At 62.9% G+C, this 833-nt stretch carries 2 protein-coding genes; both read right to left on the bottom strand.

Annotated features, from left to right (window positions below; genetic code table 11):
- The coding region (locus tag ACYP5B_RS49540) for a CaiB/BaiF CoA transferase family protein (RefSeq protein ID WP_459574786.1) at window positions 1-567 on the bottom strand (567 nt) is incomplete at its 3' end.
- A gap of 1 nt (window position 568) precedes the next feature.
- On the bottom strand, window positions 569-833 hold a 265-nt coding region (locus tag ACYP5B_RS49535; protein ID WP_459574785.1), incomplete at its 5' end, for an enoyl-CoA hydratase/isomerase family protein.

Below are 833 nucleotides of genomic sequence, written 5' to 3'. Positions count from 1 at the left end.
CTTGCGCACCGCGGCGAGCACCGCAATGGTTGCCTGCAGGCCCGCGTAGACATCTGCGTGCGACAGCGGATCTGTCCATTTTCGGCCAGCATCGATGCCCTCGAAATGATGCATCGTGTTGTGCGTGAAGCCGGCTTCGGCTTGCACCGTGGGGGCATAGGCCATGCGCGACGCCCACGGCCCTCGCTGGCCATAGCCCGTGATAGACACGTACACCAGCTTCGGATTGCGCTGGCTGAGCGTCTCGTAGTCAAGGCCAAACGACTTGAGCGTGCCCGCACGAAAGTTCTCGACGATGATGTCGGCTTCATCGCAAAGGCGCAGCACCAGCTCGCGCGCGCTCCCCACGTTCAAGTCGATACTGATATTGCGCTTGCCGCTGTTCTGTTGCGCGTAGTAGCCCGACATGCCGTCCTGGTTCGGGTACGCGGCGCGCGACACATCTGGACGTGGTGGCTCGATTTTGATCACGTCTGCGCCGAGATCGGCGAGCGTGCGTGCACAGAGCGGTCCAGCCAACACCCGCGAGAAGTCGACGACCTTGAGTCCGTCTAGTGGTCCAGTCATGTCAGTTCCCTTCGAATTCTGCTGTGCCGGGGCCAGTCTTGCCAAAGGCTTCGAGCCCCCGCTTGAGGTCCTGCGACGCCCAGATCGGCTTTTGCAGCTCGAACATCGCTTCGTCGGCTGCGTTCAGGCCTTCGTCGAGCGCGATGCGCACAAGCTGCTTCGTAGCGCCGTGCGCAACGGTCGGGCCGGCGGCCAGTTCCTGAGCGACCGACAGCGCAACCTCGTCGAGTTTGTCGTCGGGCACCACCAGGTTGATCAGGCCCCAG

The sequence above is a fragment of the Cupriavidus sp. 8B genome (genome assembly GCF_054589115.1).
This window is presented reverse-complemented; position numbering and strand designations above follow the sequence as displayed.